The sequence below is a fragment of the Hydrogenophaga sp. IBVHS1 genome (genome assembly GCF_002127265.1).
Lineage (GTDB): Bacteria > Pseudomonadota > Gammaproteobacteria > Burkholderiales > Burkholderiaceae_C > Hydrogenophaga.
Window position 1 is genome coordinate 357557 of sequence record NZ_NFUU01000001.1, and the last position, 23885, is coordinate 381441.

A 23885-nucleotide genomic window follows, 5' to 3' on the forward strand; every position below is an offset into this window, starting at 1 on the left:
ACAGCGCTTACAGCGTTTCGCCGATTCAAGAATCTTTACCGCTCGACACAATTACACACATCGAATCAGCAAACAGCAGGCACTTCGCCAGCAACCAGATTCCACCGAAGGAGCCCCACATGGACAGCGAACAACTTTTGGCCGAAATCCGCGAAGCCAATCTGACCTACCTCATGCTGGCGCAGAACCTGATCCGCAAGGACCGCGCCGAAGCCCTTTACCGCCTGGGCGTCACCGAAGAAGCCGCCGACCTGCTGGGCATGCTCTCCACCGCGCAGCTGCTGAAGATCGCGTCGAGCAACATGCTGCTGTGCCGCTTCCGTGTGGACGACGACCTGGTGTGGAACCTGCTGACCAGCCACAACGTGAAGAAGGTGGACAACAGCACCACCACGCAACTGCACGCCAGCATCCTGATGGCCGGCAAGTTCGCCGAATCCATGGCTGCCACCGCCAACTGATCTGCCTTCTCTCACTTTCTCATTCTTCTCCAGGAGCCCACCATGGCCGCAGGCAAGAGCATCCTCAACGAATCGCGTGACATCGAACGCGCGGTTTCCCTGATTCAGCTCGGTGCGCGCCTCCAGGTGCTGGAGTACGAAACCAGCCTTTCCTACGAACGCCTGTTGCGCCTGTACAAGGAAGTGGCCGGCAAATCACCTTCCAAGGGCCAATTGCCTTTCTCCACCGACTGGTTCCTGACGTGGCAGCCCAACATCCACGCCTCGTTGTTCCTCAACATCCACGAGTACCTCTCCAAGACGAGTGAGCTCGAAGAGATCGACACGGTCATCAAGGCCTTCCGTCTCTACAGCGAACAGATGCAGGCCAGCGCCATCGAGCCGCTGCTCTCCGTCACCCGCGCCTGGCGCCTGGTGAAGTTCGTCGACAACGGCATGCTCACGCTGACCAAGTGCTCCTGCTGCGGTGGCCACTTCGTGACCGAGCCCTACGAGAACCGGCATTTCGTCTGCGGCCTGTGCCAGCCACCCGCACGCGCCGGCAAGGGCAACGCCAACGGCGGTCTCCGCCTGCACTGAACGGCACCCATATCCAAAACTTGAAATGGACCCCGATGTGGGTCCATTTCGCGTTTATGGGCTGACTCAATCGCCCCTAGAGTTGGTCGATAGAAAAGGAAACCCTCCAAGTCACGCGCGTCCGATGGCGTTGCGTCCCCTTTCAGGTTCAAGAACATGTTCGTCATCATTGGTTTCGTGGTCTCGATGATCTGCATCTTTGGGGTGTTCATACTCCACGGCGGCAACATCGGCGTGGTGCTCAAGGCCTTGCCCTTCGAGATGACCACCATCCTGGGCGCCGCCCTGGGTGCGTTCCTGATCAACAACCAGATGAAAGTGGTCAAGGCCTCGTTCAAGGGCCTGGCCACCTGCTTCAAAGGCAGCCGCTACACCAAGGCCCGCTACATGGAACTGCTCGCGCTGCAGTTCGACATCCTGCAGAAGGCCCGCAAGGAAGGCCTGATGGCGATCGAGCAGGATGTGGAAAACCCGCACGAATCGGCGCTGTTCAAGAAGTACCCCACCATCGCCGCCGACCACCACGTGGTCGAGTTCATCACCGACTACCTTCGCATGATGGTGTCGGGCAACCTCAACGCGCACGAGATCGAGTCGTTGATGGACGCGGAGATCGAGACCCACCACCAGGAAGCCCACGCGCCGGTGGCCGCCATCGGCCGCCTGGCGGGTGGCCTGCCCGCCTTCGGCATCGTGGCCGCCGTGCTCGGTGTGGTGAACACCATGGGCTCGGTGGGCCAGCCGCCCGCCGTGCTGGGCGCCATGATCGGCTCCGCCCTGGTGGGCACCTTCCTCGGCATTCTGCTGGCCTACGGTGTGTTCGAGCCACTCGGGGGCCTGATGGACCAGAAGGTGGAAGAAAGCGCCAAGGAACTGCTGTGCGTGAAGACCACGCTGCTCTCGAGCATGCAGGGCTACGCACCCCTCACCGCCATCGAGTTCGGTCGCAAGGTCCTGTTCGCCGACGTGCGACCGACCTTCAGCGAACTCGAAACCCACGTCAAGAAGAAGTAAGGCATCAGGGAATTGCATCATGGCTGGGGACGGCAAAAAACTTCAACCGATCATCGTCAAGCGCATCAAGAAGGGTGGGCATGCGGCGCATGGTGGCGCGTGGAAGATTGCGTACGCTGACTTCGTGACCGCCATGATGGCGTTCTTCCTGCTCATGTGGCTGCTGGGTTCCACCGCCAAGGGCGAGTTGCAGGGCATCGCCAGCTACTTTGCCAACCCGGTCAAGGTCTCACTCATGGGCGGCCCCGGCACCGGCAACAGCAGCAGCATCCTGCCCGGTGGCGGACGCGACCTGAGCAAGGCCTTTGGCCAGATGGACAGCGGCGATTCCGAACGCGCGGCCAAGATGCTCGGCGCCCAGATGGCGCGGGCTGAGCAGATGCGCAAGGACGATGTGCGCACCGATGCGCTGGAGAGAAAGATCGCCAGCCTGATCAAGAACGATCCCAAGCTCGCGGAATACGGTTCGCAGATCCAGCTCGAGAAGACCGCCGATGGCCTGCACATCCAGATCGTGGACCAGCAGAACCGCCCTATGTTCGACACCGGCTCGGCACTGGTCAAGCCCTACATGCGCGACATCCTGCGCGCCATCGGCACCGCGCTCGGCGACGTGGAGAGCCGCATCGCCGTGGCCGGCCACACCGACTCCACACCCTATGGCAGTGGCGAGCGTGGCTACAGCAACTGGGAGCTCTCTGCAGACCGCGCCAATGCCTCGCGCCGCGAGCTGGTGGCTGGCGGGCTGCCCGCCGACAAGCTGCGCCGCGTGGAAGGCCTGGCCTCCAGCCGCCTGCTGCGCCCCGAGACACCCAACGACCCGATCAACCGCCGCATCAGCATCGTGGTGATGACGCGTGACGCCGAGGAACGCATGCTGCAAGGCACGGCGCCAGCCGCCCCCGTGGTGGCGCCCACCCCGGCAACCACCCCGACACCGACACCCAAACCCACCCCCGTGGCTGAGTCGAAGGCCGTCAGCGATGCCCCCGAGACCGCCGCGCTTCAGATTCCCGTTGAACTGACGAAAACCCCCACACGGCCTGGCGCCTGAGATGCCCGCCCCGATTCCCCCCGTTTCTTTCCTCCCACGGAGGCTTCCATGACCAGCCCGATGAAATTCCTGATCGTTGACGACTTCTCCACCATGCGCCGCATCGTGCGCAACCTGCTCAAGGAAATTGGCCATGCCGATGCCGACGAAGCCGAAGACGGCGTTGCCGCGTTGGCGAAGCTGCGCAACGGGGTGTTCAACTTCGTCGTCTCCGACATCAACATGCCCAACATGAACGGCTTCGAGCTGCTGGCCGAGATCAAGAAGGACGAAAAGCTCAAGCACCTGCCGGTGCTTATGGTCACGGCCGAAGCCCGCAAGGAAGACATCGTGATGGCCGCGCAGAACGGCGCAGCCGGCTATATCGTCAAACCCTTCACCAAGGCCACGCTGGAAGACAAGCTCGCGAACATCTTCAAGAAGCTCGGCCTTTGAGGGAGCACCGCACCATGAACCACCGCGAAGAAGAAGCTGCTTCAGGCAGCCCCGCCATGTTCCACCAGCTCGGCTCCATCACCCGCCAGCTGCATGAGGCCCTGAAGGAACTGGGCTACACCGACAAGCTCAAGGGCACGGTCGACCAGCTGCCCGACGCGCAGAGCCGCCTCTCGTACATCGCCCGGCTCACAGGCGAGGCCGCCGAAAAAGTGCTCAACCACGTCGAGCTGGCCAAATCCGAGCAGAGCCTGATTGCTGAACGCGGCCGCCAGCTGAGCGCCACCATCACCCGCGTGCCCGGCCTGGCGCGTGCCATGCCGGAGCTGCTGGAATGGTCGGAAGAGATGGTGGCCACCAGCGAGAAGACTGACGCCCGCCTGACCGACATCATGATGGCGCAGGATTTCCACGACCTCACAGGCCAGGTGATCGCCCGCGTGGTGCAACTGGCCGGCACCATCGAAGAACAACTGCTGAGCCTGCTGCTGCAGTCGGCACCTGCAGGCCAGCCGGGCCAGGACCACGCCATCGAACTGGCAGGTCCAGTGGTCAACCCGGAAGGTCGCACCGACGTGGTGAGCGACCAGAAGCAGGTAGACGACCTGCTGGCCAGCCTGGGCTTCTAAAGAGCGCAGAGCGCCTGACGTCCGCGAGCCAGCGAGGTGCAGGCCAGAAAAGAGCCCCCGTACCCCGTCTTATTCCCCTTTAGTTTTCCGCCCCAACTTCCAGAATCGGTTTCATCGATCGCATGAAACCGAGCCATGGAATCTTCCAGTCAGGACAAGACCTTACCCGCCACCGCGCAGCGCCTGAAAAAGGCCCGCGACGATGGCCAGGTTGCGCGTTCCAAAGATTTGTCCAACCTGGCCGTGCTCGGCGGTGGTGCCCTGGTGCTGCTGGCCTTCGCGCCCATGGGCTTCGAAAAGCTTCGCACCAGCCTGCGCAACCAGCTGACCTTTGATCATCAGGCCCTGCAGCAGCCCGAGCTGGCCCTGCAACGCCTGGTCGACGGTTTCTCGCAAGGCCTCATGCTCTACCTGCCTCTGGGGTTGATCGTGCTCGCCATCGCCATGGCGGCTGTGGTGGCCTCGGGCAGCTGGGCGCTCAGCACCAAGCCCATCGTCCCCGACCTCAATCGCATCAACCCACTCGCCGGCATCGGCCGGCTGTTCTCCAGACAGCAACTGGTCGACACCGCCAAGCTCGCCGGCATCACCGCCGTGGTCGGCGTCGTCGCCTGGCAGTTCATCGCCTCGCACGTCGAACGTTTCGGCACCCTCGTCATGCAGCCCCTCGAATCCGCGCTCGGCCAGCTTGGCAGCTGGATGACGCTCGGCGTGGGCCTGCTCCTGATGGTGGTGGTGTTCTTTGCCGTCATCGACGTGCCCGCGCAGAAGTTTCTGCACAACCACCGCCTGCGCATGTCGCACGACGAAGTGAAACGCGAGCACAAGGAAGCCGAAGGCGACCCGCATGTGAAGTCCCAGCGGCGCGCGCGTCAGCGCGAAATGGCCCAGCGCAACAGCGTGGGTGCCGTGCCCAGGGCCGACCTGGTGGTGATGAACCCGACCCACTACGCCGTGGCGATCCGCTACGACGAAGCGTCCATGAACGCGCCGCGCGTCATCGCCAAGGGCGCCGACCTCATCGCCATGAAGATCCGCGACGTGGCGCGCGAGCACAAGGTGCCGGTGCTGCAGTCGCCCATGCTGGCGCGCGCGCTGTATGCCCACGCCGAGATCGACAACGAAATTCCATCGGCCCTCTTCACCGCCGTCGCCCAGGTGCTGGCCTACGTCTACCAGCTCAAGGCCGCCATGAAGGGCGTGGGCGCCATGCCTGGCGACATGCCCACGCCGCAGGTGCCGCCCGAACTCGATCCGCATTTCAAGAAACCCGCCCCGGAGGCCTCTGAATGAACTTTCTGCAACCCGTGCAGCAATGGTTCCGGCGCAATGCGTCCTGGGCCGGTGGCCTGGCCGCGCCCATGCTGGTCATCACCATTCTTTCCATGATGGTGCTGCCGCTGCCCACCTGGCTGCTCGACACCTTCTTCACGCTCAACATCGCACTCGCCCTGGTGGTGATGATGGTGGCGGCCTACATGCGCCGCCCGCTCGATTTCTCGGTGTTCCCCACCGTGCTGCTGCTCACCACGCTGCTGCGCCTCTCGCTCAACGTGGCGTCCACCCGCGTGGTGCTGCTCGAAGGCCACACCGGCCCCGGCGCGGCTGGCGCGGTCATTGAGGCTTTTGGTCACTTTCTGATCGGCGGCAACTTCGCGGTCGGTTTCATTGTTTTCGTGATTCTGGTGGTGATCAACTTCGTGGTGATCACCAAGGGTTCCGAGCGCATCGCCGAGGTGTCGGCGCGCTTCACCCTGGACGCCATGCCCGGCAAGCAGATGGCGATCGACGCCGATTTGAACGCCGGCCTGATCGACGAGAAGGAAGCCAAGCGCCGGCGCGCCGAAGTGGGCGAAGAAGCCGAGTTCTTCGGCTCCATGGACGGTGCCTCCAAGTTCGTGCGCGGCGATGCCATCGCCGGCATCCTGATCCTGATCATCAACATCATTGGTGGCTTCGCCGTCGGCATGATGCAGCACGGGCTCTCGATGGGCCAGGCAGCCGACAGCTACATCCTGCTGGCGGTGGGCGACGCGCTGGTGGCGCAGATTCCTTCGCTGCTGATCTCGGTGGCCGCGGCCATGGTGGTGTCGCGCGTGGGCAAGGACGCCGACCTGGGCGTGCAGGTGATGGAACAGATGTTCCTGTCCTCCAAGGTGCTCGGCATCGTGGCCGCCGTCCTCTTCGCGCTCGGCGTGGTGCCCGGCATGCCACACCTGTTCTTCCTGATGTTCTCGGCCGCCTTCGGCGCGCTCGCCTGGTGGCGCCACCAGGTCGAAAGCCGGCCCGCGCCCGTGCCCGAGGTGGTTGCACCGCAAGGCGACGGCGAAGCCACCTGGGAAGACCTGCAGCCGGTGGATCTGCTCGGCCTGGAGCTCGGCTACCGCCTCATTGCCCTGGTCGACAAGACGCGCCAGGGCGACCTGCTCACGCGCATCAAGGGCGTGCGCAAGAAGTTCGCGCAGGAAGTCGGTTTCCTGCCGCCGGCCGTGCATGTGCGCGACAACCTGGAGCTGCGCCCCAGCGGCTACCGCATCACGCTGCGCGGCGTGGTGGTGGGCGAGGGCGAGGTGTTCCCCGGCATGTTCCTGGCCATCGATCCGGGTGGCATCGGTACGCCGCTGATCGGCACACCCACCACCGACCCGGCCTTCGGCCTGCCGGCGCACTGGATCGATGAAAAGCAGCGCGAGAGCGCGCAAATGGCCGGTTTTACGGTGGTTGATTCCGAGACTGTGCTGGCGACGCATCTTTCACACTTGATGCAAGTCCAGGCCGCGCGATTGCTCAGCCGGACGGAGACCCAGGACCTGGTTGAACACGTCACCCGCCTGGCCCCCAAACTGATCGAAGAAGTCGTGCCCAAGATGGTCCCCGTTGCCACCTTCCAGAAAGTCCTGCAGCTGCTGCTGGAAGAGTCGGTGCATGTGCGCGACATCCGCACCATCATCGAATCGCTGGCCGAGCACGCCACCGCCACCACCGACCCGGTCGAGCTGGCCCGCCGTGTGCGCATGGCCCTGGCACCGGCCATCGTTCAGCAGATCTATGGCCCGGTCAAGGAACTGGAAGTCATTGCCATCGAACCTGGCCTGGAACGCCTCCTGATGCAGGCCCTATCCGGAGCCGCCAACGGCGCTCTTGACCCCGGCGTGGCCGAGATGCTGAGCAAGTCCGCCACCGACATCGCCAACCGGCAGGAAGAGAAGGGCGTGCCCGCCTGCCTGCTGGTGCCCGACGCCATCCGCAACGCCATGTCGCGCCTGCTGCGCCGGGCGGCACCGCGCCTGCAGGTGCTGGCGCACAGCGAAATTCCTGAAACCCACCTCATCCGCATCGGCCCGATTCTTGGAGAACTCGCAGCATGAACATCCAGCGTTTCACCGCCCCCACCTCGCGCGAGGCCATGGCCAAGGCGCGCATGTCTTTCGGCGACAGCGCCGTCATTCTCTCCACGCGATCCACCGGTGAAGGCTTCGAGGTGATGGCCGCCGCCGAGGAAAGCCTGGCCTCGCTGTCCGGTCACGGTGCCGCGCCTGCGCCGGCCCAGCGCCCTGCACCGGCTGCCCGCGCCAAGCCCATGGCAACGCCCGCCACCACCGACTCCGTGTCCAGCGACACCGAGGCGATGGCGATGAGCACGCTCTCGTTCCAGGACTACGTGCGTGAACGCATGCTGCGCAAGCGCCGCGCCGCGCTGCACGACGGCGCCAGCGCTGCCGCGCCCGAGCCTTTCGATCCGCCCCGCCGCGCCGCCGTGGCGCAGCCCGCACCCGTGCAGCAGGCACCCACGCCGATGCCCGCCGCCGAGCCCATCAGCGTGCCCGTGCCGCGCTTCAACGACCCGGAAGCCTTGTTGCCACGCGCCCCGCAGCCGATCCGCACCCGTGCGAACCCCGAGCCCGCCTGGGAAGACTCGCAGCCGTCGACCCGCTTCGGCAACCAGGAGGACAGCCGCATGGCGGTGGAGCTCTCGGCTCTGAAAGACATGATCGAGGAGCGCTTCAACACGCTGGCGTGGCTGGGCTCGTCGCGGCAGAACCCGATCCAGTCCAACCTCATGCTCAAGCTGATTCGCGCTGGCTTTTCGCCCGCGATGTCGCGCGCCGTGCTCGAACGCGTGCCGGCCGATGCCGCCGCGCCCGAAGCGGTGCGCTGGCTCATGGACGTGGTGACCCGCAATGTGAAGGTGGCGGCACCCGGTGCAGGCCTGTGTGATGAAGGTGGCGTGATCTCGCTGATCGGCGCCACCGGTGTGGGCAAGACCACCACCGCGGCGAAGCTGGCGGCCCAGTGCGTCAAGCAGTTCGGCGCGGGCAGCGTGGGTCTGGTCACGCTCGACACCTACCGCGTTTCTGGCTACGAACAGCTGCGCGCCTTCGGTCGCATGCTCGGCGTGGTGGCGCACCAGGCGCAGGACCGCGCCGCGCTCAAGGACCTGCTCAACCTGCTCTCGGGCAAGCGCATGGTCATCATCGATACCGCCGGCCTGGGCCAGCGCGACCAGCGCGTGCAGGACATGCTCGACCTGCTGGACATGCCCTCGGTCAAGAAGACCCTGGTGCTCAATGCCGGCTCCCAGGGCGACACGCTCGACGAGGTGCTCACCACCTTCAAGTCCAGCAAGCTGCATGGTGTGGTGCTCTCCAAGGTGGACGAAGCCGTCAAGCTCGGCCCGGCGCTGGACGCGCTGATTCGCCATGGCGTGACGCTGCGCGGCGTGGCCAACGGCCAGCGCGTGCCGGAAGACTGGCAGAACGCCGACGCCGCCGCGCTGGTGCGCCAGTCCATGGTGACGCAGGGCAAATCCGCCTACGACCCTCAGGCCACCGACATGGGTTTCTATTTCTCGCCGGCATCGGCCAGTGGCATCACGCTGGGGGCTTCGCATGTTTGAACCCGGCTTCGACCAGGCCGCTGGCCTGCGCGCCGAAGTGCCCACGGGCAGTGCCGCCCTGGTGCCCGTGGCCAGCCCGGCCCAGCCGGCGCGCGCCTTTGAGTGGCTGTGCACCCTGGCCGGCACGCTGGCTGCCCAGGGTCGCGCGGTCGTGGTGGTGGATGCCACGGCCCACGAATCCACCACCCGCGAATCGCGCGATGGCAGCCACCTGGGCTTGTTGCGCGCATTGCAGGATGCGTCCATCGCGAATCTGGAGCGCTCGGCCGACGGCGCCGACTGGCTCGTGATGCCCGGCGCCCAGGGGCTGCTGACGCTGCGCGAAACCGCGCAAGCCGCCGGTGCGCAGGCGGCGGTGTCGCGCTTGCTGGCGCCATTCGCCTCGGGTGTGCTGGTGCTGCTGTTTGCCCCGGCGTTCGATCTTGCCGGCCTGCTGCCGGGCCTGGGTGCTCGCGCCCTGGTGCCGGTGATCGAGCAGCCGCAATCCAGCATCGACGCTTATGGCGCCGTCAAGCTGCTGCACACGGCAGGTCTGGCGCCGGTGCTCGCGCCACTGGCCAGCGGCGCGCCGGCCGCGCTGCAACTGGTGGTGAACACCGTGGCCGACACCGCGCAACGCCACCTGGGCCTGGCCCTCGATACCTGGCCTGCCGCCAGCTGGGCGCGGCGCGTGCAGGCCGGTGCCATCGAGCGCGGCCGCAAGACAGGCAACGACAACAACGGATACCACGGCCTTGTGCCGGGTGGATGGCAAGCGGGTCGAGCGAGTGCGACCCAACCTCTGTGGAGCTGAAGATGTACACCGCCAAAGGGACCCTCAACCGCGACGACCAGCTGAAGAAGTACAGCCCGCTGGTGCGCCGCCTCGCCCACCACATGATCGCCAAGCTGCCGCCCAGCGTGGAGCTGGACGACCTGATCCAGGTCGGCATGATCGGCCTGACGGAAGCGATCGCGCGCTTCGAGCCCACGCAGGGCGTGCAGTTCGAGACTTTTGCCAGCCAGCGCATTCGCGGCGCCATGATCGACGAACTGCGCGAAGGCGACTGGATGTCGCGCGGATCGCGCAAGAGCCAGAAAGACATCGAGCAGGCCGTGAACCGCCTGCAGCAGAAGCTGCACCGCGTGCCGCGCGAGAGCGAGATTGCCGAAGAAATGGGCATGACCCTGCCCGACTACCAGCACCTGCTGGCCAAGGTGCGCGGCACCCAGCTGGTGTACCTGGAAGACATCAGTGGCAATGGCGACGACGACGACGGCTTCCTGGATCGCCACATGGGCGACCACGAGGCCGACCCATCGGCGAAGCTGCAGGACCACCGCATGCGCACCGCGCTCGTGGCCGCCATCAAGGTGCTGCCCGAGCGCGAGCAGCAGATCATGAGCATGTACTACGAGCACGACATGAACCTGAAGGAAATCGCCGCCGTGCTCGGCGTGACCGAGTCGCGCATCTGCCAGCTGCACAGCCAGTCGATTGCAAGACTTCGGGCCAAACTGCGCGAGCACTGAGCCGCGCGGCCAGCCCGCCGCCTGAACCTTCACCCATTGCAGTCACTCGCCTCTGCCTTTAGAGTGAGCGAAATTTTCCTGGACTGGTGCTGAAGCGAAAGGAAGCTGCATGTCGGGTGGAGACTGGAAGGAACTGTTCAACGCCGCGTGCGAAGGAGAGATCGAGCTGGTGCGTTACCACGCCAGGAATGGCGTGGACCTCGATTACGCGCACCCCGAGTTTCTCTCGACGCCGCTGGTGGCCTGCATCCTCGCGGGGCAGCCGGCGGTGGCCCACCTGCTGCTGGACGAGGGAGCCAATCCGCTGTTGCATTCCGAGTTCGACGGTGTCACGCCGGTGCAGGCCGCACGGCAGCTGGGGCTGACGGACGTGGAAGTGCGCCTGCGTTCCCTGGGTGCGCCGGAGCCGGTGGTACCCGGCCTGCTGGGAGGAGGCTGGTGGGGCCAGGCGCTCTGGGACCGCATGCCCTGGCGCGCGGTGCCGCGTCGCTGGCTCTGACACCGCATCCCTTCCCGGTTCTCTTCAACACTCACGTTGCCAACGTGCATTCCATGATCGACATTCAGGCCCTTCAAAAACTTCTCGATCCCCTGTTTCCTGGCCTCATGGGCGTGCGGCTGCTGGAACTGGCGCCCGACCGCGTGGTGGCCGAGCTGGAGGTGCGGCCCGACCTGTGCACCGCCGGCGGCATCATGCATGGCGGCGCCTACATGGCGTTCGCCGACACCTTGGGTGCGGTCGGCACGGTGATCAATCTGGCACCGGGTCACCACACCACGACCACGGATTCGAGCACCAAGTTCATTGCGGGGGCCAAGGTGGGCACCACGGTGAAGGGCGAGAGCGTGGCGCTGCACCGGGGCCGCACCACGATGGTCTGGGAGACCCGCATCACCAACGCCCAGGGCAAGCTGTGTGCGGTGGTGTCGCAGACGCAGCTGGTCATGGAAACCCGAGGCTAGGTCGTGCTGTTTCGCACGCGCGCCGGCCAGGGTGCTGCCAGATAATCCAGAGCGCTGACCACGCTGGCAGTGTCTTTTGAATGAAGGTTTCCATGCGCTTGCACCTCTTCGCCCTCGCACTCGTCTCCCTCCTCGTTGCCGGCTGCGGCACCCAGTTGAAGGTGGCGCCCGTCGACCCGCAAACCGGACTCATCAAGTCGGAGAAGGGCACCGTCATCGAGGCCACTGTGGTCACTTCCCGCAAGTTTGCGCTCGCACAGCACAAGGGCATGGCCTTCGTATCGGGTGGCGGCACCTACGCCGTGGACCAGATGCGCGCCCTGGGCTACTTCGACCAGGTGGTGAGCTACGACGATCTGCAGAAGATCGTGATCGCCAACCGCCTGCAGGAGCAGGTGCCCAGCCTGAACGAGCCGATCGGCCTGAACAAGCTCTACCGCGCCTACAAGCCTTTCCTGTGGGTGCATTTCAAGCGCGTCCCGCGAGAAAACAAGACCTACCTGCAGCTCGTGGCCATCAACCCCGACACGCTGGATGAGGTGTTCGTGAGCGAGGTCCATCTGGATTTCGTGTGGGCTGGCGTGAACGACCAGAACGCGCGTTATCCGCTCTTCAACGCGTTCAACCGCTGGGTCCAGCAGAACCGTTGAACATGACACGGCCACAGCCTTTCTTCCGAGAGGCTGGCGACGGCCCAGGGGTGGTGTGCCTGCATTCGAATGCCAGTTCGTCCAGCCAGTGGCGCAGCCTCATGGATCGCCTCTCGCCACGCTTCCGGGTGGTGGCGCCCGATTCGTACGGCTCGGGCAAAAGCCCGGACTGGTCGTCCGACCGCACCATCTCGTTGCGCGATGAAGTGGACTTCGTGGAGCCTGCGCTCGAGCGGGCTGGCTCTCCGCTGGTGCTGGTGGGGCATTCGTATGGCGCGGCCATTGCACTGATCGCCGCCCTGGCCAACCCGCAGCGCGTGCGCGCCCTCGTGCTGTACGAACCCACGCTGTTCTCGCTGCTGGAGGCCGAGCGACCCTCCCCCAACGAGGCCGACGGCATTCGCCATGCGGTGGCTGCGGCGGCCGCCGCGCTGGACGCCGGCGACGAGGACGCGGCCGCGCGCCATTTCATCGATTACTGGATGGCCCCCGGCAGCTGGCAGAAGACCCCCGAAGAACGCAAACCCGCCATGGCCGCTTCGGTCCGGGCGGTGCGCCGCTGGGCCCACGCGCTGATCACCGAGCCCACACCGCTGGCGGCGTTTCGAGGGTTGCAGGTGCCGGTGCTCTACATGGTGGGCGAGCGGTCCACCGCCTCGGCGCATGGCGTGGCGCGCCTGCTGGGCTCAGCGCTGCCTCAGGTGGAGATGCGCCGTTTCGACCGGCTCGGCCACATGGGGCCGATCACCCACGCGGAGTTGGTGAACGAGGCTATCGAGGGGTATCTGGATGGGCTGGCGTGACTGTCTTTGACCCGTGTCCCCAGAAAAACAAAACGGCCCTCAAGGGGCCGTTTTTTCATGGAGAAGGTACCGCTCAGGCGCGCAGGAAACCCCGGCCTGCGCCACCCATGGCGTTGGGCTTGACGATGCGGCCGTAGGTGGGTTGCTGCTGCAGGGCCTGCTGGGGCAGCAGGCTGCCCACGGCGCGTTCGCTCTGGGCGTTGGCGCGCAGCACGGCCGAGCGCAACTGGGCGAAGCGCTGGGCGGCGTTCTGCATGTCGTGCCGCAGGGTGCTCCCGGGCGCGGCGAATTCGCTGGTCTTGGGGGCCTGCTGCAGCACCGACTGCATGGTCGCGCTGGCCAGCTCGACGCCAGTCGCATCGCCCTTGAGCAACGCGGTTTCCAGGGTGTCCAGGCTGGCTTGCAGCGTGGCGATCCAGGGGTGGGCGTTGTTCGCAGGCGAGTGGTTCATGGCGATGGCTCGGTTTAAAAAATCAGGCTCGTGCCCCTGACAGCATTTCGGCCGCATTGGCCAGCATCTTGTCGGCGATGGCTTCGGCGTTCACCTGGAACGTGCCGTTGGCGATCGACTGCCTCATGGCTTCCACCTTCTCGGCGTTGAACACTTCACCGCCGCCGCCCGGGCCCATGGCCGAGACGGTGGAAGGCGATAGCGTCACGGTGACGCCGGCCGCTGCAGGCGCGCCAGAGGCAGCGCCAGTGGCGGCAGGCGAGCCGGCGACGGGCTTGTCGGCCGCCTTCTGCGGGCCGCCGGCGACGGAACCAATGTACGAATCGGGTGAAGAATCGACTTTCATTTCACGCTCCAGACCCTGGTTTCAGGGCAATGTCATGAAACTATCGACCGGGGTTGAGCGAACTTTAAACATATTTGCTGCGCAGTCTTGCGCAATCCGTCACGGCCCGGAGCAGGTGGCAGATGCCCGGCTCAAAGTGCCAACTCGACGGTCTGGTCGGCCTGCACCAGGCCATTGACCACCTTGCCGCCGGGCAATCGAATCCGGGCGTTCTGGCCCACCAGGCCGGTGGTCATGGCCTGGCCGCTGGCGCTGATGCGAAACCCACCGCTGCCCCCCATCACCCGCACCTGCGCGCCGGCTTCAAAGGCCTTCATGGGACGCACCATGTGCTCGCGCAGCGCCTGGCCCGGGGTGAGTGCAAAAGCAGTCTCCTGGCCCACCCAGCGTTCCGGCGCGGCCAGCACACCCGCACGGTGGGCTGCCCAGTCCACTTCGGACAGTTCGGCATCTTCTTGAGTGAGGGTGGCGCCCGCGCCCACGGGACGCTTGAGCACCCAGGCGGGACCGAATGCTTTCACGGTCACGGGCAGATAGACGCTCCAGCGGCGCGCCCCTTCCACGCAGCGCAGGCCGATGCGGCTGCGGCCCCACAGGCGCGAGCCCGGCGGCATGAAAGCTTCCACCTTGTCGCAGGGGGCCAGTCGCAGGCGGCTGTCGAGCGAGCCCACATCCACTTCGGTGCGCAGCGGGGCGGTGCCATCGGCAGGCAGGGCGGCGGCCAGGGCGGGTTGAATCCAGTCGCGTGCGGTCTGCTCCAGCACCCCGGCTTCACTGGCACGGGCCGCGTTGCCCACGAACAGGAACAGGAAAAGGCACAGGAACGCCAGCAGCAGGCCAGGCCAGTTCGCGCCAGGGGCGGCGCGGCGTGGGGTGCAAACGGCGTTCGACATGGGCATCTCCTGGGGTGTTCTGGCGGGGGTCAGGGGAGCACTTTAGGCGCGGCTGGGCCAGTGCAAAGGCGGGAAATGCCTTGCAAAGCGGCGCTTGTTCGGCGCATTGCCGACCCTCAAGATTTCCATAATTCCTTCACGCCCCGGTCCCGGTACCGGCCACCCAACCCGTGCAGAGGTGAACATGCTTGAACAGATGACCGCGAAGCTGGACTTCCATGCCAACGCCCTGTTGCTGCGCTCGCAGCGCCAGCAGGTGATTGCCAGCAACATCGCCAATGCCGACACCCCGGGCTACGTGGCGCGCGATTTCGACTTTGCGCAGGCGCTCAAGAACGCTTCCGGCGGTCTGGGTGGTTCCAGCGTGGCCGCCACCGATGCGCGGCACATGAGCCTCGGCGGTGGCCAGGGCGGCAAACCCGATCTGGCCTACACGGTGCAGACCCAGCCCAGCCAGGACGGCAACTCGGTCGATCTCGACCGCGAGCGTGCCAGCTTCGTGGACAACAGCGTGCGCTACGAATCCACGCTGCGTTTCATCAACGGGCATGTCAAGACGATGCTCAGCGCCATCACCGGCCAGTGACCTGAAAGGAACCAGCCATGTCGATGTTTTCCATTTTCGGTGTCTCGGGCAGCGCGGTCAGCGCGCAGTCTCAGCGCCTCAACGTGGTGGCCAGCAACCTGGCCAACGCCGACGCGGTGGCCGGGCCGGACGGCCAGACCTACAAGGCGCGCCACATCCTGTTCCAGACCGAGCCCATGGGCGGGCAGGGCAATGCCGGCGTGTCCGTGAAGGACATTGTGGAGAGCCAGACGCCAGGCCGCCGCGAATACCAGCCCGCTCACCCGAGCGCCGATGGCGAAGGCTACGTGACCCATTCCAACGTGAACCCGGTGGAGGAGATGGTGAACATGATCTCCGCCTCGCGTTCGTACCAGAACAACGTCGAGGTCATGAACACGGCCAAGTCGCTGCTGCTCAAGACCCTGCAGATGGGTCAATAAACCATGTTCATCCAGCCCCTCGACCTCACCTCGCTCGGCACCACGCCGGGCAGCACCACCGGCACGTCCGCCAAGAACAACATGGACCCGGCGGCCTCGCAAGACCGCTTCCTGAAGCTGCTGGTGGCGCAGCTGAACAACCAGGATCCGCTGAACCCGATGGACAACGCGCAGATGACGACTCAGATGGCGCAGATCAACACGGTCAGCGGCATCCAGGAACTCAATGCCACGCTCAAGGGCATGGCCACGCAGTTCTCCTCGGCCACGCAGCTGCAGGGCACCTCGCTGATCGGCCGCGAAGCGCTGTTGCCCGGCTCCACGCTCGCCTTCAAGGGGGACAACGCCAAGGCCGCTTTCTCGCTCGACGCCAACGCCACCGAAGTGCGCGTGGACATCATGGGCACCAACGGCGAAGTGATCGACACGCTGGAGATGGGCGCCATGAACGCCGGCCTGCACGGCTTCGACTGGAATGCCGCCGGCATCGACCCGGCCACCGTCAAGGGTTTCCAGGTGCGTGCGCTCAATGGCAGCCAGTCGGTCAGCGCGCTGGCGCTGCAACGCCTGTCGGTCGATTCGGTGAGCTTCTCATCGGGCTCCATCCAGATGCTGCTGCAGGACGGCAGCTCGCGCACCTACGACCAGGTTCTCGCGTTCATGTGAACGCCAGGCCCATCCGTATTCCTCACCCCATTTCTCACCTCGTTTCCCCCTCAAGGACATCACCATGGCATTCCAGCAAGGTCTCTCCGGTCTGAACAGCGCCAGCCGCAACCTCGACGTCATCGGTCACAACATCGCCAACGCCAACACGGTCGGCATGAAGACCTCGCGCGCTGAGTTCGCCGAGCTCTACGCGAGCTCGGTCAATGCCGCTGGTGGCAGCAACAAGGGCATCGGCGTGACGGTGGCCACCGTGTCGCAGCTGTTCACGCAGGGCAACATCACCGTGACAGGCAACGACCTGGACCTCGCCATCAACGGCAACGGCTTTTTTGAGGTGACGCAGCCCAACGGCACGATGGCCTACACCCGCGCCGGCATGTTCAAGCTCGATCCCGACGGCAACATCATCAACCAGCAGGGCGGCCGCCTCATGGGCTATCCGACCGACTCCGATGGCAACCGCCTGAGCTTCGACAGCCAGCCGCTTTCGCTGCCCACCGGCGCTCCGATCCCGGCGCGCCAGACCAGCAACGTGATGGCCGAGTTCAACCTCGACGCCCGCGCGCCGATTGCTTCCACCGTCACGCCGCCTACCCCCATCACCACCTACGGCACCTCGATCGTGGCCTACGACCCGCAAGGCATGGAAGTGCCGGTGGGCCTGGCGTTCACCAAGACGGCGAACAACACCTGGGAGGTTTACACCACCGTCAACGGCGGAGCGCCCACGCCCTTCGCCCCTCCGCTGGAGCTGAACTTCAACTCCGATGGTTCGCTCGACCCGGCCTCCATCACGCCGATGCCCACGATCACCCTGGCCTCGCCCAACGATCCCACCGTCACATTCCCGGTCACGCTCGACCTCACCCAGGCCAGCCAGTACGGCACCAGCTTCGCGGTGCACAACCTCGACCAGGACGGTTACTACCCGGGCGAGTTCGTGGGCCTCACCATCGACGAGAGCGGTGTGGTCACCGGCAGCTACTCGAACGGCGAGACGCGCGCGGCCGGCCAGGTGGCGCTGGTCAACTTCCGCAACACGCAGGGCCTCTCGCCCTCCAGCGGTGGCAACTGGTCGTCCACCTTCGCTTCCGGTGAACCGGTGCGCGGCGAACCTGGCTCCGGCAACTTCGGTGGCATTCGCGCTGGCGCGCTGGAAGACTCCAACGTCGACCTCACCGGCGAGCTGGTGAACATGATGACCGCGCAGCGCGCCTACCAGGCCAACGCGCAAACCATCAAGACGCAGGACCAGGTGTTGAGCACGCTCCTCAACATGCGTTGATGCACGCCTGACCTGAATCGAATCCAAGGAGCCCCGCATGGACCGCATGATCTACACCGCGATGACCGGCGCCAACGCTGCGCAGCATCGCCAGCAGGTGTTGTCCAACAACCTGGCCAACGCGTCCACGCCCGGGTTCCGTGCCGAGCTCTCTACCTTTCGCGCCGTGCCGGTGCGCGGCGACGGTGCGACCACGCGCGTGTTTGCACTCGAGGCCACGGCGGGCCACTCCAACCTGCCGGGTGCGGTCACCGAGACCGGGCGCAACCTCGATGTGGCCGCGCAGGGCAATGCGTACTTCGCCGTGCAGGCGTTCGACGGCACCGAGGCCTACACTCGCGCCGGTGCGCTTGAAGTCAACACCGACGGCACCCTGGTCAACCCGCAGGGCATGCCGATGCTGGGTGACGGCGGACCGATTGTGGTGCCCGAAGGTGCGCGCGTGGACATTGCCACCGACGGCACCGTGAGCACCCGCGTGGGCGAAGAACCGCCGCAGACCGTGGGGCGCCTGAAGATGGTGGTGCCCGATGAAGACAACCCGCTGCGACGCGGCGCGGACGGCCTGTTTCGCGGCGTCGAGGGCGACCCGCTGCCCGCCAGCGATGTGGCCCGCCTGCAGGACGGCGCCATCGAAGGCTCCAACGTGAATCCCATGGAAGCCATGATCGGCATGATCGCCGTCGCTCGCCAGTTCGAGGTGCAGATGAAGATGCTGCAGAACGGCGAAACCAATGACAAGACCGCCAGCCAACTCCTCAGCATGAACGGCTGAACAAGGAAGAAACACCATGATCAATTCCCTGATGATTTCCAAGACCGGCATGCAGGCGCAGCAGATGCAGCTGGACGTGATCTCCAACAACCTGGCGAACGTGTCCACCACCGGTTTCAAGCGGGCCACCGCGGTGTTTGAAGACCTCATGTACCAGAACCTGCGCCAGGTGGGTGCCAATTCGGCCGAGCAGGCCGAGCTGCCCACCGGTCTGCAGGTGGGCCTGGGTGTGCGCACTGTGGCCACCACGCGCAACTTCAGCCAGGGCAGCATGCAGCAGTCCGACAACCCGCTGGACCTGGCCGTCAACGGCAACGGCTTCTTCCAGGTGGAAATGCCCGACGGCACCACCGCCTACACGCGTGATGGCAGCTTCAAGCCCGATGCGCAAGGCCGCATCGTCACCTCCAGCGGCTACCCGCTCACCGCCGGCATCACCGTGCCAGCCGAAGCGCAGAGCATCACCGTTTCCAGCGATGGCGTGGTCACCATCAAGATGCCCGGCAACGCCGCGCCGCAGCAGGTGGGCGTGATCGAGCTGGCCAGCTTCATCAACCCGGCCGGCCTGGAACCCATGGGCCAGAACCTGTATGCCGAAAGCCTGGCTTCGGGCAACCCCATCAACGGCGCTCCCGGCTCGGCCGGCATGGGCACCCTGATGCAGGGCTTCGTGGAGACGTCGAACGTCAACGTGGTGCAGGAGCTGGTGACCATGATCCAGACCCAGCGCGCGTACGAGATGAATTCCAAGGCCATTCAAACCTCGGATCAGATGCTGCAGCGCCTGAGCCAGCTGTAAGGACCCGCCATGCGCATTGCCCTCACTTTGCTGCTCGCCGTGCTCGCCACGGGTTGCGAGACCTTGCAGCGCACGCCTCAGGTCGATCTGGTGCCCGCTGCGCCGGTGCGGTATGCGCAGGCGCCCACGCTTGCCGCGCCCGCCACCACGGTGTCGCCCAGCGGTGGCCTGTTCCAGGCGGCCAGCTACCGGCCGGCGTTTGAAGACCCGCGCGCGCGCCTGCCTGGCGACACGCTCACGATCCAGATCACCGAGCGCATCAGCGCCAGCCAGAGCTCGTCGGCCTCCATCGACCGCAGTGGTGAGGCCGCTGCCGGCGTGTCGGCCATTCCTTTCATCAGCCCGGGCAGTTCGCTGCTGGGCAAGCTCGATGTGGGCGCCAATTCGTCGAACAAGTTCTCGGGCGACGGCAGCACGCAGAGCGCCAACACGTTCTCGGGCTCCATCACCACCACGGTGCAGGAAGTGCTGCCCAACGGCCACCTGCTGGTGGTGGGGGAAAAGCAGATCGGCGTGAACCAGAACGTGGACGTGCTGCGCTTCTCCGGCACGGTCGATCCAAAACAGATCCGGCCCGGCAACGTGGTGGCTTCCACGCAGGTGGCCAACGCACGCATCGAGTCGCGCGGGCGCGGCGCGCAGGGCGAAGCGCTCTCAATTGGCTGGCTGGCACGGTTCTTTTTGACGGTTCTGCCGTTCTGACCCAGAACCACAATGGACCACGGCCTCTCGTCATAGGAACCTCGCGGTGAAACTCTTTTCTCCTCTCATGCGCACGCTGGCTTTGCTCTTGCTGACGGTGGCCTTGCCTGCCGCGGCGCAGGCCATCCGCGTCAAGGAAATAGCGTCGGTGCAGGGCGTGCGCTCCAACCAGCTCACGGGGTACGGCCTGGTGGTCGGTCTCGACGGCACGGGCGACCAGACCACGCAGATGCCCTACACCTCGCAGAGCCTGAACAACTACCTTCAGCAACTCGGCCTGTCGTTGCCGCCGGGTGCGAACATGCAGCTCAAGAACGTGGCGGCCGTCATGGTCACGGCGCAGCTGCCCGCTTTCGCCCAGCCGGGCCAGACGATCGATGTCACCGTCTCCTCTGTCGGCAACGCCAAGTCGCTGCGTGGCGGCACGCTCATCACCACGCCGCTCAAGGGCGCGGACGGTGAAATTTATGCGCTCGCACAAGGCAACTTGCTGGTCGGCGGCGCGGGTGCTTCGGCTGGAGGCAGCAAGGTCCAGATCAACCACCTGAGCGCGGGGCGTGTGCCCGGCGGCGCGCAGGTGGAGCGCGCGGTGGCCACACCGTTTGCGCTCGGCGACACCATCGACCTCGGCCTCAGCACCAACGATTTCCAGACCGCCAGCCGGGTGACCGACGCCATCAACAAGACCATGGGGGCCGGCGTGGCCAGCGCGGTGGACGGTCGCGTGGTGCGCCTGCGTGCGCCGGCCGATCCGTCGGCCCGCGTGGGATTTCTGGCCAGGGTGGAAGAGGTTCGGCTGGATGCCGCCGTGCCAATGGCGCGCGTCATCATCAATTCGCGCACCGGCTCCATCGTCATGAACCAGGCCGTCACCCTGAGCGCCTGCGCGGTGTCGCACGGCAATCTGTCGGTGAGCATCAGCTCCACGCCCGTCATCAGCCAGCCCAATCCGCTGTCGGTCGGTGGGCAGACCGTGGTGGCCGAGAAGGCCAACATCCAGATCAGCCAGGACAAGGGCTCGCTCATCAAGATCGATGCCGCGCCGCAACTCTCCGACGTGGTTCGCGCGCTCAATTCGCTCGGCGCCACACCGCAGGACCTGCTCGCCATCCTGCAGGCCATCAAGGCATCGGGCGCCATGAACGCCGAGCTCGAAGTGATCTGATCATGAGCATGTCGCCCCTGACGCCGCAAGGCCTCGCCGCCGACCCGACAGCGCTGAACGCGCTGCGTTACGGCTCGGGCAAGGGCAACGACAAGGCCGCGCTCAAGGAAGCCGCCAAGCAGTTTGAATCGCTGTTCATGCGCGAGCTCATCAAGAGCATGCGCGAGGCCACGCAGAAGTCGGGCCTGATGGATGGCGAAGGCAGCGACATGGGCACGGACTTGCTGGATCAGCAGTTTTCGGTGCAGCTCTCGGGCCTGCCGGGCGGGCTCTCGGAAGCCATCGAACGCCAGCTGGCGCGCCAGATGAAAGGTGTTGATGCCGAGGCCGGCCCGTTGCCCAAGACCGGTGAAGCCAGCACCGTGGGTCGCGCCAGCGCCGGCCCGCGCCAGGCCGGGTTTGTGGAAGAGCACAGCGCGGCCGCTGCCGAAGTGGCGCGCGAATCGGGCATTCCGGCCAGCTTCATGATTGGCCAGGCCGGTCACGAAACCGGCTGGGGCCGCAGCGAAATCCGCCACGCCGATGGCGCGCCATCGCACAACCTCTTTGGCATCAAGGCCACGGGCAACTGGAAGGGCAAGGTGGCCGAGATCACCACCACCGAATACATCGATGGCGAGGCGCGCAAGGTCACGGCGAAGTTCCGCGCCTACGACTCCTACGCCGATTCCTTTCGCGATTACGCCCAGCTCATCAGCCAGAGCCCGCGCTACGGCCAGGTGATGGAGCAGCTCGGTTCGGTGCAGGGCTTTGCCAGCGGTTTGCAGAAGGCGGGTTACGCCACCGATCCCCAATACGCCGCCAAACTGAGCCGCGCCATCAACACCACCCTGAACCTGCAGCGCGCGCAGGGCTGAAAGAGGCACGTCATTCATGTCATCGCTGAACATCGCCACCCGCGCGCTCACCAACAACCTGGCGGCCCTGCAGGTGGTCGGCCACAACATCGCCAACGTCAACACCGCGGGCTATTCGCGGCAGAACGTGGAGCTCGTATCGTCCGGCTACCAGAAGATGGGCAATGGCTACTTCGGCAAGGGCATGGACATCGCCACGGTGGAGCGCGCACACAACGAATTCCTGACCCGCGAGGCGCGCACCAGCGGCGCGGTGGCGGCGTCCGATGCGCTGCGCCTGGCCCGACTGGAGCAACTGGAGGCCGCGTTCCCCACCGGCACCGGCGGCCTGGGTGCTGCCATGAACGACATGCTCAATGCCTGGAGCGATGTGTCGTCCTCGCCCGGCAACCTCACGGCGCGCGTGGTCACCATTGCGCGCGCTGAAGAATTTGCCTCTCGCCTGCGCAACACCGCAGGTACGCTGGATGCGCTGGCCGCCAGCACGCAGCAGCAGGTCGGTGGTTCGGTGAATTCGATCAACGCCATGGCCAAGGAATTGGCCCGGATCAACCAGCGCATCACCGAGGCCGGCGGCCAGACGCATGTGCCCAACGATCTGCTCGATCAGCGCGACCAGCTCCTGCGCGACCTCGGAAAACAGGTGCAGATCAGCACGGTGCAGGCCAACAACGGCACCGTCAGCGTGTTTGTAGGCGGCAGCCAGCCTCTGGTGCTGGGCCAGACCGCGAACCAGCTCGCCGTCACCCGCGACCCGGCCGACCGTTCGCGCGTCGGCATCGCGTTCGTGCAGGGTGGCGTGACCACGCCGATCGACAGCGCCACGCTGGGCGGAGGCGAGCTCTCAGGGCTGATGAACTTCCTCAACAAGGATCTGGTCGACGTGCAGAACCTGCTGGGCCGCATGGCCCTGGCCACGGCCAGCACCGTCAATGCCCAGCACGCGCTGGGCGTGGATCTGCAGGGCAACCCGGGCCAGAATTTCTTTGTGCCTCTCCCAGCCACGCAGGGCACTGCCGCGGCCGCCAACGGTGGCACCGGCGCTGTGAGCGCCAGCGTGAGCAACCCGGCGGCGCTGATGGCGTCGGACTACGAAGTGCGCTTCGAGGCGGCGGGCGTCAGCGTGGTGCGCCTGTCCGACGGCAACGTCACGTCGGTGCCCGCACTGCCGACCGAGGTCGATGGCCTCACCTTCAACCTTGACACCGCTGGCGCCGTGCCGGGCGACAGCTTCCGGGTGCGACCCTTCGAGGCCGCCGCCCGCAACCTGCAGCTCGCCATCGGCTCGCCCGATCGCCTGGCCGCCGCGAGCCCGGTGCTGGTGACGCCCGGCACCGGCAACAACTCCGGCCTGAGCGTGGAAAGCCTCTACGCCAGCAGCGCATCGGCCAACCTCACCGATCCGGTGACCATCACCTTCCTTGCCGATGGCAGCTTCACCGCCACGGGCCTCGGCCCGGGCAACCCCGCGCCCGACAACCCGGGTCCGCCGGCGAGCTACAACTTCACGCCCGGCGAGGCCTTGGTCTTCAACGGCTGGAGCCTCACCCTGCGCGGCAGCCCCACCGCCGGCGACAGCTTCAGCGTGGGTGCAGCGCCGCCGGGCTCGACCAGCCAGAACGCCGGCAACGCCACCGCCATGCTTGCTCTGCGCGACCGCGCCACCTTTGAAGGCGTGGCGCTGGCCGATGGCTACGTGAGCCTTTTTTCCGATGTGGGCACGCGCGTGCAGGGTGCGCAGTTCGCGGCAGAGTTCTCCAGCCAGGTGGCCACCACCGCCGAGACCGCCCGCGCCAACGTGGCCGGCGTGAACCTGGACGAAGAGGCCGCGCGGCTCCTGCAATACCAGCAGGCCTACCAGGCCTCGGCCAAGTTCCTGCAGGTTGCGCAAAACACCTTTGACAGCCTCCTGCAATCGATCGGCCGATAAGGAAGAAG

Annotated in this window: 28 protein-coding genes; 25 read left to right on the forward strand and 3 right to left on the reverse strand. The window is 65.8% G+C overall.

The genetic code is table 11. The annotated features are described in order from the left end of the window. Positions 1-119: 119 nt before the first annotated feature. The 15 genes from flhD to CAP37_RS01850 all read left to right on the forward strand — a co-directional run bounded on the left by flhD (position 120) and on the right by CAP37_RS01850 (position 12997). Complete coding sequence (gene flhD, locus CAP37_RS01780) at positions 120-461, forward strand: flagellar transcriptional regulator FlhD (protein ID WP_086122586.1); 342 nt, start codon at positions 120-122, stop codon at positions 459-461. A gap of 42 nt (positions 462-503) precedes the next feature. Further along, positions 504-1040, forward strand: a complete 537-nt coding sequence (flhC, locus tag CAP37_RS01785) for a flagellar transcriptional regulator FlhC (RefSeq protein WP_086122587.1) — start codon at positions 504-506, stop codon at positions 1038-1040. Positions 1041-1196: 156 nt separating this feature from the next. Next, positions 1197-2054 carry a flagellar motor stator protein MotA gene (gene motA, locus CAP37_RS01790; RefSeq protein ID WP_086122588.1) on the forward strand — a complete coding sequence of 286 codons (858 nt, stop codon included), beginning with the start codon at positions 1197-1199 and terminating at the stop codon, positions 2052-2054. A gap of 19 nt (positions 2055-2073) precedes the next feature. Further along, positions 2074-3108 (forward strand): flagellar motor protein MotB, encoded by a 1035-nt coding sequence (gene motB, locus CAP37_RS01795; RefSeq protein ID WP_086122589.1) that lies wholly within the window; start codon positions 2074-2076, stop codon positions 3106-3108. A gap of 48 nt (positions 3109-3156) precedes the next feature. Beyond that, the gene (gene cheY, locus CAP37_RS01800; protein ID WP_086122590.1) at positions 3157-3543 is read left to right on the forward strand and encodes a chemotaxis response regulator CheY; all 387 of its coding nucleotides are present in this window, start codon (positions 3157-3159) and stop codon (positions 3541-3543) included. Between the two features lie 14 nt (positions 3544-3557). Then, positions 3558-4172 carry a protein phosphatase CheZ gene (locus CAP37_RS01805; protein WP_086122591.1) on the forward strand — a complete coding sequence of 205 codons (615 nt, stop codon included), beginning with the start codon at positions 3558-3560 and terminating at the stop codon, positions 4170-4172. 135 nt (positions 4173-4307) lie between these two features. Then, positions 4308-5465, forward strand: a complete 1158-nt coding sequence (flhB, locus tag CAP37_RS01810; RefSeq protein WP_086122592.1) for a flagellar biosynthesis protein FlhB — start codon at positions 4308-4310, stop codon at positions 5463-5465. Continuing rightward, entirely contained in the window at positions 5462-7540 is a 2079-nt protein-coding gene (flhA, locus tag CAP37_RS01815) for a flagellar biosynthesis protein FlhA (RefSeq protein WP_086122593.1), read from the forward strand. The genes flhB and flhA overlap by 4 nt, the downstream gene beginning before the upstream one ends. Then, positions 7537-9069, forward strand: coding sequence for a flagellar biosynthesis protein FlhF (flhF, locus tag CAP37_RS01820; protein WP_086122594.1), 1533 nt, complete (start codon positions 7537-7539; stop codon positions 9067-9069). The genes flhA and flhF overlap by 4 nt, the downstream gene beginning before the upstream one ends. Next, positions 9062-9862: a hypothetical protein gene (locus CAP37_RS01825; RefSeq protein WP_086122595.1), complete on the forward strand. Its 801-nt coding sequence runs from the start codon at positions 9062-9064 to the stop codon at positions 9860-9862. The genes flhF and CAP37_RS01825 overlap by 8 nt, the downstream gene beginning before the upstream one ends. Before the next feature lie 2 nt (positions 9863-9864). Further along, positions 9865-10581: an RNA polymerase sigma factor FliA gene (locus tag CAP37_RS01830; RefSeq protein WP_086122596.1), complete on the forward strand. Its 717-nt coding sequence runs from the start codon at positions 9865-9867 to the stop codon at positions 10579-10581. A gap of 109 nt (positions 10582-10690) precedes the next feature. Continuing rightward, the gene (locus CAP37_RS01835) at positions 10691-11080 is read left to right on the forward strand and encodes an ankyrin repeat domain-containing protein (protein WP_179190107.1); all 390 of its coding nucleotides are present in this window, start codon (positions 10691-10693) and stop codon (positions 11078-11080) included. Positions 11081-11133: 53 nt separating this feature from the next. After that, entirely contained in the window at positions 11134-11544 is a 411-nt protein-coding gene (locus tag CAP37_RS01840; RefSeq protein ID WP_086122597.1) for a PaaI family thioesterase, read from the forward strand. A 92-nt stretch (positions 11545-11636) separates the two neighbouring features. Further along, a complete protein-coding gene (locus CAP37_RS01845; protein ID WP_086122598.1) occupies positions 11637-12194 on the forward strand; it encodes a hypothetical protein in 558 nt (185 codons plus the stop codon). 2 nt (positions 12195-12196) lie between these two features. Further along, entirely contained in the window at positions 12197-12997 is an 801-nt protein-coding gene (locus CAP37_RS01850) for an alpha/beta fold hydrolase (RefSeq protein ID WP_086122599.1), read from the forward strand. Positions 12998-13070: 73 nt separating this feature from the next. Here the strand turns inward: CAP37_RS01850 and CAP37_RS01855 are convergent, their stop codons facing one another. The 3 genes from CAP37_RS01855 to flgA all read right to left on the reverse strand — a co-directional run bounded on the left by CAP37_RS01855 (position 13071) and on the right by flgA (position 14687). Beyond that, positions 13071-13448 (reverse strand): hypothetical protein, encoded by a 378-nt coding sequence (locus CAP37_RS01855; RefSeq protein ID WP_086122600.1) that lies wholly within the window; start codon positions 13446-13448, stop codon positions 13071-13073. 22 nt (positions 13449-13470) lie between these two features. Beyond that, positions 13471-13794 (reverse strand): flagellar biosynthesis anti-sigma factor FlgM, encoded by a 324-nt coding sequence (gene flgM, locus CAP37_RS01860; protein ID WP_086122601.1) that lies wholly within the window; start codon positions 13792-13794, stop codon positions 13471-13473. A 131-nt stretch (positions 13795-13925) separates the two neighbouring features. Beyond that, positions 13926-14687, reverse strand: a complete 762-nt coding sequence (gene flgA / locus CAP37_RS01865) for a flagellar basal body P-ring formation chaperone FlgA (RefSeq protein WP_179190108.1) — start codon at positions 14685-14687, stop codon at positions 13926-13928. A 184-nt stretch (positions 14688-14871) separates the two neighbouring features. On the opposite strand from flgA, the gene flgB reads away from it, so the two are divergent. From flgB to flgK, 10 genes are all read left to right on the forward strand, one after another. Then, positions 14872-15273, forward strand: coding sequence for a flagellar basal body rod protein FlgB (gene flgB, locus CAP37_RS01870; protein ID WP_086122603.1), 402 nt, complete (start codon positions 14872-14874; stop codon positions 15271-15273). 17 nt (positions 15274-15290) lie between these two features. Continuing rightward, positions 15291-15695, forward strand: a complete 405-nt coding sequence (gene flgC, locus CAP37_RS01875) for a flagellar basal body rod protein FlgC (RefSeq protein WP_086122604.1) — start codon at positions 15291-15293, stop codon at positions 15693-15695. Between the two features lie 3 nt (positions 15696-15698). Continuing rightward, entirely contained in the window at positions 15699-16361 is a 663-nt protein-coding gene (locus tag CAP37_RS01880; protein ID WP_086122605.1) for a flagellar hook assembly protein FlgD, read from the forward strand. 64 nt (positions 16362-16425) lie between these two features. After that, positions 16426-17649, forward strand: a complete 1224-nt coding sequence (flgE, locus tag CAP37_RS01885; RefSeq protein ID WP_086122606.1) for a flagellar hook protein FlgE — start codon at positions 16426-16428, stop codon at positions 17647-17649. Between the two features lie 37 nt (positions 17650-17686). Beyond that, on the forward strand, positions 17687-18424 hold the full coding sequence (gene flgF, locus CAP37_RS01890) for a flagellar basal-body rod protein FlgF (protein WP_086122607.1): 738 nt from the start codon (positions 17687-17689) through the stop codon (positions 18422-18424). Between the two features lie 16 nt (positions 18425-18440). Further along, the gene (flgG, locus tag CAP37_RS01895) at positions 18441-19223 is read left to right on the forward strand and encodes a flagellar basal-body rod protein FlgG (RefSeq protein WP_086122608.1); all 783 of its coding nucleotides are present in this window, start codon (positions 18441-18443) and stop codon (positions 19221-19223) included. Positions 19224-19232: 9 nt separating this feature from the next. Further along, on the forward strand, positions 19233-19925 hold the full coding sequence (locus CAP37_RS01900; RefSeq protein WP_086122609.1) for a flagellar basal body L-ring protein FlgH: 693 nt from the start codon (positions 19233-19235) through the stop codon (positions 19923-19925). Positions 19926-19992: 67 nt separating this feature from the next. Beyond that, positions 19993-21090, forward strand: a complete 1098-nt coding sequence (locus CAP37_RS01905) for a flagellar basal body P-ring protein FlgI (protein WP_086122610.1) — start codon at positions 19993-19995, stop codon at positions 21088-21090. Positions 21091-21092: 2 nt separating this feature from the next. Next, the gene (gene flgJ / locus CAP37_RS01910) at positions 21093-21947 is read left to right on the forward strand and encodes a flagellar assembly peptidoglycan hydrolase FlgJ (protein WP_086122611.1); all 855 of its coding nucleotides are present in this window, start codon (positions 21093-21095) and stop codon (positions 21945-21947) included. A gap of 16 nt (positions 21948-21963) precedes the next feature. Then, complete coding sequence (flgK, locus tag CAP37_RS01915) at positions 21964-23877, forward strand: flagellar hook-associated protein FlgK (RefSeq protein ID WP_086122612.1); 1914 nt, start codon at positions 21964-21966, stop codon at positions 23875-23877. The last annotated feature ends 8 nt before the right edge of the window (positions 23878-23885 follow it).

Excerpts from the sequence above, each read along its gene's own strand:
- flhD (WP_086122586.1), top strand. The coding sequence starts at position 120 with ATGGACAGCGAACAACTTTTGGCCGAAATCCGCGAAGCCAATCTGACC.
- flhC (WP_086122587.1), top strand. The coding sequence starts at position 504 with ATGGCCGCAGGCAAGAGCATCCTCAACGAATCGCGTGACATCGAACGC.
- motA (WP_086122588.1), top strand. The coding sequence starts at position 1,197 with ATGTTCGTCATCATTGGTTTCGTGGTCTCGATGATCTGCATCTTTGGG.
- motB (WP_086122589.1), top strand. The coding sequence starts at position 2,074 with ATGGCTGGGGACGGCAAAAAACTTCAACCGATCATCGTCAAGCGCATC.
- cheY (WP_086122590.1), top strand. The coding sequence starts at position 3,157 with ATGACCAGCCCGATGAAATTCCTGATCGTTGACGACTTCTCCACCATG.
- CAP37_RS01805 (WP_086122591.1), top strand. The coding sequence starts at position 3,558 with ATGAACCACCGCGAAGAAGAAGCTGCTTCAGGCAGCCCCGCCATGTTC.
- flhB (WP_086122592.1), top strand. The coding sequence starts at position 4,308 with ATGGAATCTTCCAGTCAGGACAAGACCTTACCCGCCACCGCGCAGCGC.
- flhA (WP_086122593.1), top strand. The coding sequence starts at position 5,462 with ATGAACTTTCTGCAACCCGTGCAGCAATGGTTCCGGCGCAATGCGTCC.
- flhF (WP_086122594.1), top strand. The coding sequence starts at position 7,537 with ATGAACATCCAGCGTTTCACCGCCCCCACCTCGCGCGAGGCCATGGCC.
- CAP37_RS01825 (WP_086122595.1), top strand. The coding sequence starts at position 9,062 with ATGTTTGAACCCGGCTTCGACCAGGCCGCTGGCCTGCGCGCCGAAGTG.
- CAP37_RS01830 (WP_086122596.1), top strand. The coding sequence starts at position 9,865 with ATGTACACCGCCAAAGGGACCCTCAACCGCGACGACCAGCTGAAGAAG.
- CAP37_RS01835 (WP_179190107.1), top strand. The coding sequence starts at position 10,691 with ATGTCGGGTGGAGACTGGAAGGAACTGTTCAACGCCGCGTGCGAAGGA.
- CAP37_RS01840 (WP_086122597.1), top strand. The coding sequence starts at position 11,134 with ATGATCGACATTCAGGCCCTTCAAAAACTTCTCGATCCCCTGTTTCCT.
- CAP37_RS01845 (WP_086122598.1), top strand. The coding sequence starts at position 11,637 with ATGCGCTTGCACCTCTTCGCCCTCGCACTCGTCTCCCTCCTCGTTGCC.
- CAP37_RS01850 (WP_086122599.1), top strand. The coding sequence starts at position 12,197 with ATGACACGGCCACAGCCTTTCTTCCGAGAGGCTGGCGACGGCCCAGGG.
- CAP37_RS01855 (WP_086122600.1), bottom strand. The coding sequence starts at position 13,448 with ATGAACCACTCGCCTGCGAACAACGCCCACCCCTGGATCGCCACGCTG.
- flgM (WP_086122601.1), bottom strand. The coding sequence starts at position 13,794 with ATGAAAGTCGATTCTTCACCCGATTCGTACATTGGTTCCGTCGCCGGC.
- flgA (WP_179190108.1), bottom strand. The coding sequence starts at position 14,687 with ATGTCGAACGCCGTTTGCACCCCACGCCGCGCCGCCCCTGGCGCGAAC.
- flgB (WP_086122603.1), top strand. The coding sequence starts at position 14,872 with ATGCTTGAACAGATGACCGCGAAGCTGGACTTCCATGCCAACGCCCTG.
- flgC (WP_086122604.1), top strand. The coding sequence starts at position 15,291 with ATGTCGATGTTTTCCATTTTCGGTGTCTCGGGCAGCGCGGTCAGCGCG.
- CAP37_RS01880 (WP_086122605.1), top strand. The coding sequence starts at position 15,699 with ATGTTCATCCAGCCCCTCGACCTCACCTCGCTCGGCACCACGCCGGGC.
- flgE (WP_086122606.1), top strand. The coding sequence starts at position 16,426 with ATGGCATTCCAGCAAGGTCTCTCCGGTCTGAACAGCGCCAGCCGCAAC.
- flgF (WP_086122607.1), top strand. The coding sequence starts at position 17,687 with ATGGACCGCATGATCTACACCGCGATGACCGGCGCCAACGCTGCGCAG.
- flgG (WP_086122608.1), top strand. The coding sequence starts at position 18,441 with ATGATCAATTCCCTGATGATTTCCAAGACCGGCATGCAGGCGCAGCAG.
- CAP37_RS01900 (WP_086122609.1), top strand. The coding sequence starts at position 19,233 with ATGCGCATTGCCCTCACTTTGCTGCTCGCCGTGCTCGCCACGGGTTGC.
- CAP37_RS01905 (WP_086122610.1), top strand. The coding sequence starts at position 19,993 with ATGCGCACGCTGGCTTTGCTCTTGCTGACGGTGGCCTTGCCTGCCGCG.
- flgJ (WP_086122611.1), top strand. The coding sequence starts at position 21,093 with ATGAGCATGTCGCCCCTGACGCCGCAAGGCCTCGCCGCCGACCCGACA.
- flgK (WP_086122612.1), top strand. The coding sequence starts at position 21,964 with ATGTCATCGCTGAACATCGCCACCCGCGCGCTCACCAACAACCTGGCG.